We start from the raw sequence: 9366 nt of genomic DNA on the forward strand, positions 1-9366 counted from the left end.
CGACCGCCTGCGTCGAACACATCCTGGCCTGGTCAGACTGGCGCCGACACCGACAACACCAAGCGCGAACCTGCCACTACCGACGCCGCGGACAACGACCACCAGACTGAGTGCCGTTGCAGTACTACTCGGTGGTCGGGTCCGCACTGCCCGTGGCCGCAACCTTTCTTCGGGCTGTTTCGCGCCACGTACGACCGATGCGAGGCAAGCCTGGAATCTGGACGGCTCGTCAGCTGTTCCGCTCGCTCGGGCGGGTCGCGCCGTTGGCCCTCGTGCTCACCCTGCTCACCCTGCTCCCCGACGATCCCGCACTGTTGAGCGAGCGGGCGAGTAGGGCGGTGCGATCCGGCCGGCGGGCGCTGCCGGTGGGTAGCGGGCGAGTGCCCGGTCGTGGCGACGGTGTGCCGTTGCCCGCGTCGGTCGGCTACCGGTAGTTCGTGAACTGCTCGCCTGGTGGACTCCACGTGCGGCTGCGACGGGAATCCGGCCACGCCGAAGTGAGGCTGCACGAGTCCCAGGATCGACACCGAGATGGCTTTCCATGCGCAACGGCACGGCGTAGCCCATCAGAATTGGGGTTGTCGCTTCACAATGGCGGAATACCGGTTCACGTGGCACGAAACCACTCCGTCGACCGTAAGGATCTGCCCGATCCGCTGTTCAAGCACTTCGTCCGTGCTGCACCAGAGCTCCACCAACAGGTCGTAACCACCGGCGACCTCGAGGGAGTACGTCACGTCCGGTATCTCCGCGATGGTCGCAGAAGTGGTGGCGCTGTCCGACACGATGGCGACTTCCACGCTGGCGCACGCGGTGCGGCCCAGCAGTTCGGGTTCCACCAGCGCGCGCACCGACACGATGCCGTCGCGCTGCAGCCGCAGGAAACGTTGCCGGGTTGCCGCCACAGAGAGACCGGAGAGCATGGCGAGCCGCGTGAACGACATGCGGCCGTCGTTCTGCAACGCGGTCATGATGACGCGATCTGCGGAATCGAGCAGCCTCCCGCCGCGCGTGTGACCGAGGAACTCCAGCGGGCGTGCCGGTCGGTTCGGGTTGTCGCTGACCCGTGGGCCGAGGGCGGAGCCGCGCAGCATGGTGGTGGCGCGTACCTCGCCGACACCAGGCACCGCGCGCACCGACGCGTTGACGAGATCGAGGAGTTCACCGTTCTCCGCGACGCTGACCTGAGCTTGCACGGTCGACGTCGAGGCACATTCGGCGATCCAGTTCATCTCCTCCAGCGCGGCCAGGCGGGTCGCGACGCCGTGCAGCGAGGCCTTCCCCTCAGCGTCCGCCGCGCAGCGGATGCCGAGCATGGCGACGACCGGTCGACCGAGGGCGGCGGGATCGACGAGCGCCGCGACGCGTACGGCGTTCGACTCGAGCAGGCGAGCCAGCCTCGGGCGCACGCGCGCTTCGGAGACCCCGACGAGCCGCGCCAGTTGGCTGACCGAGGCGCGGCCGTCGTGCTGCAGGCTCTCGATCAGAGCGCGGTCCAGATCGGACATCGACCACGCGTCCGCACTCTCCGCGGGCAGCGCATTCCTCTCTTGACACACCCACGGTCGGCTCATAGCCTCCCAGCCTACGGGCTCAGATTTTATTGTCAGAGTCTCCTCCAACAACAAAATCTTGGAGATCGGGTGCGGACTTGTCATCTCGTGGTCGTCGGCGCCTCGCTCGCAGGCGTGCGCACGGTCGAGGCGCTGCGGCGAAACGGGTTCGACGGCGAGCTCACCCTGCTCGGCGACGAGACGCACCTGCCGTACGACCGGCCACCGCTGTCGAAGGAAGTGCTGCGCGGGCACGTGGAACCCGCGGCGACGGAGCTGCGGAACGCGCAGGACCTGCACCGGCTCGGCGTGCAGCTGCGCCTCGGCGAGCGAGCCGAGCATCTCGACCTGCCGGCCCGGCAGCTGCACACCGATCGTGGCGCGACAGTGGGCTTCGACGAACTCGTGGTGGCGACCGGCTCCGTTCCCCGCACGCTACCGGGCGCCGACCTGCCCGGGGCCCACACGCTGCGCACCAGGAACGATGCGATCCGCCTGCGGGCGAGCCTCACCCAGGTGGAGCGTCCTCGGGTGGTCGTCGTCGGCGCGCGCTTCCTCGGGTGCGAGATCGCCGCGAGCTGCCGCACACTCGGACTGGACGTCACCCTCCTGGAACCTCGTGCGCAGCTTCTCGCCGGCTACGGGCCGGCGATCTCCTCGATCTACGCGCAGCTCCATCGGGACAACGGCGTCGCGGTTCACTGCGGTAGTCGAGCGGTCGCCGTCGTCGGGGAGAAGCGCGCGCGGGGCGTCCTCCTGGACGACGGCGACATCGTCCTCGGCGACGTCGTCGTCCTCGCCATCGGTTCACGTCCCGCGACGAGCTGGCTCGAAGACAGTGGCATCACCCTCGACGACGGCATCGTCTGCGACGCATCCCTGCGCGCAGCCGAGCGCGTCCACGCAGCGGGCGACGTGGCGCGCTGGTGGAGTTCCCGGTACGGGCAGTTGCAGCGCGTCGAGCACTGGACCAACGCGGTCGAACAGGCGCGCACGGTCGCTCGCGACGTCGTCACCGGGAGGGCGACGCACGACAGCATTCCCTACGCCTGGTCCGACCAGTACGGCTCACGCCTGCAGGCAGCGGGGACCTTCGCATCGGCGAGCATCGCACGAGGTTGGCGGGTACCCGGACCAGAGACGAGTGCGATCGGGCTCATCGGCACGCCGGGCTCCGTCACAGGCGTCGCCGCCCTGGACGCGACCCCGCGGTTCCTCCGGCTGCGAGCACTCCTCGCCCAGACCTCGGACTGGGCCGCATTCGAGGCCGCCATCAGCGACCTCACACCTTCGCACTCCCACTGAACGGAGATCAGATGCATCTGCACGTCGACATGACACGCTGCGTCGGCAACGGAATGTGCGCCATCACCTCGCCGGAACACTTCCAGCTGTCCGACGACGGCACGCTGGTCGTCCTCAAGCATGACGTCGGACCAGACGACGGTGCGGTGCAGGAGGCGATGGACAGCTGCCCCGTTGGGGCGATCTCGCTGAAGGAGTCGCGATGACCGCCGCAGCTCAGGGTGGTGCTGCCTCCGCCGTTTCCCCGAACCTGCCGCGGCTGGACCTCGCCGACCCGTCGTGGGCCGGCGATCCCTACCCCATGCTGGACGCACTCCGTGGCGCGTCGCCGCTCGCCGAGAGCGATCGGGGCCTGGAGGTCCTGGACCATGCGACGGGCCTGGCGGTGCTGCGCGACCGGCGCTATGCGCGGGACCACATGACCATCGTGGACGCCGTCGGCATCACTTCGGGCCCGGCCCGCGAGTACAAGCAGCGGATGCTCCTGTCCCAGAAGGGCGAACAGCACCTGCGGCTCAGGCTGCCGTTGGCGCGGTACTTCGCACCAGCACGGACGGAGTCGCTGCGGGCACAGATCCGCACCATCGTCGACACGCTCCTCGACGAGGTGGACCCGACCCAGCCGGCGAACCTCTTCACAGCGCTGTTCAACCGGGTTCCCGCAGAGGTGTACTGCATGCTGGTCGCCGCGCCGCGGGAGGACGCGCCGTTCGTGTCGAGGGTGTCCGACCAGGTCCTCGCGATCTTCGAGCGCGACCCGTCGATGAAGGACTCCATCGAGGCCGGATACGCGGAACTGTTGCCCTACGTGCGTGAGCGCATCGCCGAACGGCGCACCGCCCTCGGTGACGACATCCTCTCCTCGCTGATCCGGTTGCAGCGCGCCGGGGAGTTGACCGAGGACGAACTCGTCGACGAGGCGAGCACGCTGGTGGAGGCGAGCACGGACAACACCGCCCACCAGATGGGTCTCGTGGTCGCCGCATTGCTGGAGCGCCCCGATGTGTGGCGCAGGCTCGTCGACGACCGCTCGCTCGTGCCGCGAGCGGTCGACGAGGGCGTGCGCTTCGAGGCCCGCGTCCGGGTCGTCACGCGGATCGCGACCGGCACCACGGAACTCCTGGGGCACCCGGTTCCGGCCGGAGGGGCCGTGAACGTCGTGGTCCCGGCCGGCCACCGCGACCCGGCCAGGGCGCCCGACCCGCACGCCTTCGACCTCGACCGGGAGTCCCCGCCTCAGCTGCTGACCTTCGGCGGAGGCGCCTACGCGTGCATCGGCATGCACCTCGCGAAGATCGAGGCCCAGGAGGTCCTCGACGCCCTGCTGACCCGCTTCCCCACGGCTGAACTCGCTGCCCCGGTCACCCGGGGCAACAACGCCTACGTCGCCACGACGCCGGAGGTGCCCGTCGTGCTGTCCCCGCGGTAGGGCAAGTCGACGCACGGACCACGGCGGGTACGACCGGCCGCCCGAAGGGCGTCCACCTCACCCAGCGCGGGCTCTTCCGGGTCGCGCCGGCCTGCTGGGCATTACCCGAGCCTGACCCGCAAGTGCCGAACAACGGACAAGGCAAACCATCAAGGGAGATGGAACGATGCCCGAATCGAGCAGTAGAACGACCTCCGCGGCGGATCCCGGTGCTCACCCGGTCGACGAGATGTTACCCAAGGGGCGACTGCTGCTCTACGGGATGCAGCACCTCTTGACGTTCTACGCGACGATCGTGGTGCTCCCGGCCATCATCGCCGCCGGCATCGGGTTGTCGGAACGGGAGACCGCAGTCCTGCTCAGCGCGGTGGTGTTCGCCGGCGGCATCGGCACCCTGATCCAGTCGATCGGACCCTGGCGGATCGGGATCCGATACCCACTCGTGCTGGGGGGATCCGCCGTCGCGCTGGGTCCGACGATCGCCATCGGGAACGCGCAGGGGGGCGGTGTCGGGGGCCTCCTGACGATCTACGGCGCGGTGATCGTCGCCGGGCTCTTCCTCTTCGCGATCGCCCCGCTGTACGGCAGGCTGTTGCGGTTCTTCCCTCCCGTGGTGACGGGCGCGATCATTACCATGGTCGGCTTCTCGATCCTCCCCTACGGTGTGTCGCTCGCCGGCGGAGGCGATCCCGGCGCTCCCACGTTCGGCAGCCCGGAGAACCTCGTCATTGCCGGCGCGACCCTGCTCACCGTCGTCGTCCTCTACCGGCTCTCCACGGGTCTGCTCAGGAACATCGCCATGCTGCTCGGGCTCGTCGTCGGAGGCGCGCTCGGCGTGGTCCTCGGCGTCGTCGACTTCAGCGGTGCCGCCGCAGCCGGCTGGTTCGACGTCATCGGTCCGTTCCACTTCGGTTGGCCGAGGTTCGACGTGTCCGCGATCATCGTCATGAGCATCGCCATGCTGATCATCGCCGTCGAGAGCACGGCCAGCTTCTTCGCAGTGGGCGAGATCGTCGGACGAGCTCCCGGGAGCCGGGACATCAGCAGGGGTGTGCTCGGCGAAGGGTTGGCGACGGTGATCGGCGGCGTCTTCAACTCCATCCCGCCCACGACGTTCACCGGGAACGTCGGGCTGGTGAGGGCGAGCAACGTCAGGAGCCGGTGGGTGTGCGCCACGGCCGGGGTGTTCATGCTGCTGCTCGCCTGCCTCCCCAAGGTGGCGGCGGTCGCGGCGGCCCTGCCGAAGCCCGCGGTGGGTGCCGCACTGCTCGTGCTGTTCGGCATCATCGCCACGATCGGCGTCCAGACCCTGTCGCGAGCCGACCTCACGAAGGACGGCAACCTCATCACCATCGCCGTCAGCTTCGGTGCAGGCAGCATTCCCGCCGCCCAGCCGAAGTTCTTCCAGAGCTTCCCGGACGAGCTGCAGATGGTGCTCGGCAGCGGGATCGTCGTCACCGCCGTCGTGGCGATAACGCTCAACATCCTCTTCAACCACGTGGGATCGAGACCGCTGGAGAAGGCGGCTGGACACCAGGACTGACGGCGGGTCGGATCGACTACCGGAAACGGCGGCAGCAGCCGCGCGCCGCCAGCGGTGTCGGCTCCCGCTCCCACCCGGCGTGACAACAGGCGCCGGCCGGTCGTCCCTGTGAAGGACTGCGAGGCGGTGCCGGGCGTCCAGCCGGAAGAGGATCTCGGGGGATGGCGATCAGTTGTCATCGCCATCCCCTCTGAGTTACTTCCCCGAGGTCGCGTGCAGCCTCACCGCTCATCGCTCATCGCCGATGTACGTGACCGCGCGCCGAGCGGGCAGCCGCGAGCGGAGCAAGCGCGCCGGCTACTCGACGCGGTTGCCGGCCAGAGAAAGTCAGGCCCGCGGCTGTTGCCTCGAGTAGCCCATGGTGCGGGTGTGAGTAACGCCGGGCTGCGGCGGGCATTGTAGGCCTCCGGGGCCTGGCCGGTGACGGTCAGACCGTGGAGCTGGGCAGGGTCGCTGAGCCTCTCGCGGCTGCCCTGCCCGGGTACTCCCCCGGCACACTGACGCCTGGTCGGCTCGGTCAGAGCAGGGACTGCCCGACCTCCCGCAGGAGCCGGCCAGCCGCTCCGCGAAGCCGATCAGCTCCAGGACCACCTCGATCCCCCGGCGGCGTCGCGCCCTGAGGACCGTGAGCGCGGCGAAACCGACGCCGCCCGCCGCTCCCGCACCGGGAAGCGTGGCCGCGTCCGGTGCGACGAGCCCGGCGAACCGGACCAGCGCGGCGTCGAGCAGGGCGACACCCTCGGGTGTCGCCACCTTCTGCGGGCCGTAGACAGCTGCGGCCCCGGCCGGCCCGAGCAGCGGGTTGTCCACATCGGAGGCCAGAACGATCCCGACGTCGCCGAGCCGTGGGTCCAGGGCGCCAAGGTCCACCCCGTCCGCCCAGGCCAGGGCACCGCCGCCGTCGGGCAGCTCGCGGCCCGACGCGTCGGTGATCCGCGATGAGCAGGCCGGTACCGCCGTCCGTGCCCGCGCTGCCACCGACGCCGAGCACGATCCGACGGGCCCCCGCGTCGAGCGCGGCCGCCACGAGCTCGCCGGTGCCGCGGCTGCTCGCCCGCATCGGTTCCGGGCCGTCCGGCAGCTGCGCCAGGCCCGACGCCGTCGCCAGCTCGACCACCGCCGTGCCGTCGCGGAGCGCGATGGCGGCGTCGACCGGCTTCCCGGTCGGCCCCGTCACCGTGACCGGGCGGCGGAACCCGGCGGCCAGGGCCGCGTCGAGGGCGCCCTCGCCGCCATCAGCCACCGGCAGCTCGACGGCCCGGTGGCCCGCTCCCCGCAGGCCGGCGGCCAGGTGGGACGCGACCTCGGGCGCCGTGAGCGAGCCCTTGAACTTGTCGGGCGCGACCAGCACATGGCCACTCATCGGATCGGGCCTGCTCCGATCGGGATCGTGGCAGTCGGCGCGTCCTCGGCGGTCGTCGCGAGCTCCTCGAACTCCGTGACCGCGTCGATCTCCTGGCCCATCGCGATGTTCGTGATCCGCTCCAGCACCACCTCGACGACGACCGGGACCCGGTGCAGCCGGACGAGTTCCTTCGCCCGCGCGAAGGCCCCCGGCAGGTCCCGCGGATCGGTGACGCGCAGGGCGGTGCAGCCCAGCCCCTCCGCGACCTTGACGTGGTCGACGCCGTACTTGCCCAGCTCCGGCGAGTTGATGTTGTCGAAGCCGAGCTGCACGCAGTAGTCCATGTCGAGCCCGCGTTGCGCCTGCCGGATCAGCCCCAGGTAGGAGTTGTTCACGACGACGTGGATGTAGGGCAGGTTGAACTGCGCCCCGACCGCCAGCTCCTCGATCATGAACTGGAAGTCGTAGTCGCCGGACAGGGCGACGACCGTCGCGTCGGGATCCGCGACCCGCACGCCGAGCGCGGCGGGGACGGTCCAGCCGAGCGGGCCGGCCTGCCCGCAGTTGATCCAGTGCCGGGGTCGCTGGACGTGCAGGAACTGCGCGCCCGCGATCTGCGACAGCCCGATCGTGCTGACGTAACGGGTGTCCGGCCCGAACGCCCGGTTCATCTCCTCGTAGACCCGGTGCGGCTTGATCGGGACGTCGTCGAAGTGCGTCCGGCGTTGCATCGACCCCTTGCGCCCCACGCACTCCCGCACCCACTCCGCGCGACCGGGCAGCTCGCGCTCGCGGCCCGCCTCGAGCATCCGGCGGAGGAACGCACCCGCGTCGGAGGCCACGCCGTAGTCCGGCGCGAACACCCGGCCGATCTGCGTGGGCTCGACGTCGACGTGCACGAAGGTCCGCCCGCGCCGGTACACGTCCAGGCCCCCGGTGTGCCGGTTGGCCCACCGGTTGCCGATGCCCAGCACCAGGTCCGACGCCAGCAGGGTCGCGTTGCCGTAGCGGTGCGCGGTCTGCAGGCCGGCCATGCCCGCCATGAGGGGGTGGTCGTCCGGGATGGCGCCCCAGCCCATGAGCGTCGGGATGACCGGGACGTCGAGCAGCTCGGCGAGCTCCACCAGCTCGGCGCAGGCGTCGGCGTTGACGATCCCGCCGCCCGCGACGATCACCGGGCGCTCGGCCCCGGCGAGCAGGTCGAGCACCTTCTCCACCTGGGCCCGGGTCGCGGCTGGGCGGTGGATCGGCAGTGGCGCGTAGGTCTGCGCGTCGAACTCGATCTCGGCCTGCTGGACGTCGATCGGCAGGTCGAGCAGCACTGGTCCGGGCCGCCCGGAGCGCATCAGGTGGAAGGCCTGTGCCAACGCGCCGGGGACCTGCGCGGGCTCGCGCACCGTCATCGCCAGCTTGGTGACGGGGGCGGCGATCGCGGCGATGTCGACCGCCTGGAAGTCCTCCTTGTGCAGCTTCGCGACGGGGGCCTGCCCGGTGATCGCGAGGATCGGGATCGAGTCGGCCATGGCGGAGTACAGCCCGGTGATCATGTCCGTGCCCGCGGGGCCGGAGGTCCCGACGCAGACGCCGATGTTGCCGGGCGCCGTGCGCGTGTACCCCTCGGCCATGTGCGAGGCGCCCTCGACGTGCCGGGCGAGGACGTGCTGCAGGCCGCCGTCGCGCCGCATCGCGTCGTAGAACGGGTTGATCGCGGCGCCGGGCAGGCCGAAGACGTGGGTCACCCCCTCGGCCCTGAGGATGGCGACGGCGGCGTCGACGGCGCGCATGCGGGTCATGTCGTGGGTCCCTTCCCGGACAGCTGGTCGACCTGCATCAGCAGGGCGCTGTGGTCGAGCCCGCCGCGGCCCTGCGCGCGCAGCGACCCGACGAGCTGGGCGACGTGCGCACCCAGCGGGATCGCGACGCCGGCCGCGCGGGCGGCGGCGGTGACGATGCCGAGGTCCTTGTGGTGCAGGTCGATCCGGAAGCCCGGCGCGAACGTGCGGGCGCGCATCGTCGCGCCCTTGCGGTCGAGGACGGCGCTGCCGGCGAGCCCGCCGCCGAGGACCGCGAGCGCGGACTCGGTGTCGACGCCGTGCGCCTCCAGGAAGACCAGCGCCTCGGCGACGAGCTGGATGTTCCCGGCGACGATCAGCTGGTTCGCGGCCTTCACGGTCTGCCCGGCGCCGGCCGG

7 protein-coding genes and 1 pseudogene are annotated in these 9366 nt (G+C 70.7%); 4 read left to right on the top strand and 4 right to left on the bottom strand.

The features are described from left to right. Positions 1 to 566: 566 nt before the first annotated feature. Positions 567 to 1508, bottom strand: coding sequence for an Lrp/AsnC family transcriptional regulator (locus tag JWR81_RS12225; protein ID WP_297650690.1), 942 nt, complete (start codon positions 1506 to 1508; stop codon positions 567 to 569). Between the two features lie 153 nt (positions 1509 to 1661). On the opposite strand from JWR81_RS12225, the gene JWR81_RS12230 reads away from it, so the two are divergent. The 4 genes from JWR81_RS12230 to JWR81_RS12245 all read left to right on the top strand — a co-directional run bounded on the left by JWR81_RS12230 (position 1662) and on the right by JWR81_RS12245 (position 5830). Beyond that, positions 1662 to 2858 (top strand): NAD(P)/FAD-dependent oxidoreductase, encoded by a 1197-nt coding sequence (locus JWR81_RS12230; RefSeq protein ID WP_297650702.1) that lies wholly within the window; start codon positions 1662 to 1664, stop codon positions 2856 to 2858. Positions 2859 to 2869: 11 nt separating this feature from the next. Beyond that, the gene (locus JWR81_RS12235) at positions 2870 to 3064 is read left to right on the top strand and encodes a ferredoxin (RefSeq protein WP_297650692.1); all 195 of its coding nucleotides are present in this window, start codon (positions 2870 to 2872) and stop codon (positions 3062 to 3064) included. Next, entirely contained in the window at positions 3061 to 4287 is a 1227-nt protein-coding gene (locus JWR81_RS12240; protein WP_297650694.1) for a cytochrome P450, read from the top strand. The genes JWR81_RS12235 and JWR81_RS12240 overlap by 4 nt, the downstream gene beginning before the upstream one ends. Before the next feature lie 166 nt (positions 4288 to 4453). Further along, the gene (locus tag JWR81_RS12245; protein ID WP_297650696.1) at positions 4454 to 5830 is read left to right on the top strand and encodes a nucleobase:cation symporter-2 family protein; all 1377 of its coding nucleotides are present in this window, start codon (positions 4454 to 4456) and stop codon (positions 5828 to 5830) included. A 327-nt stretch (positions 5831 to 6157) separates the two neighbouring features. Here JWR81_RS12245 and JWR81_RS12250 read toward each other — a convergent pair. From JWR81_RS12250 to JWR81_RS12260, 3 genes and pseudogenes are all read right to left on the bottom strand, one after another. Then, positions 6158 to 7193: pseudogene (locus JWR81_RS12250) on the bottom strand (glycerate kinase). Continuing rightward, positions 7190 to 8968, bottom strand: a complete 1779-nt coding sequence (gene gcl, locus JWR81_RS12255; RefSeq protein WP_297650698.1) for a glyoxylate carboligase — start codon at positions 8966 to 8968, stop codon at positions 7190 to 7192. Before gcl ends, JWR81_RS12250 begins: the two are co-directional and overlap by 4 nt. After that, positions 8965 to 9366 (bottom strand): NAD-binding protein (locus JWR81_RS12260; protein ID WP_297650700.1); only part of this gene is annotated, 402 nt, incomplete at its 5' end. The genes JWR81_RS12260 and gcl, both read right to left, overlap by 4 nt.

It is taken from the genome of Pseudonocardia sp. (assembly GCF_025965585.1).
Classification (GTDB): domain Bacteria; phylum Actinomycetota; class Actinomycetes; order Mycobacteriales; family Pseudonocardiaceae; genus Pseudonocardia.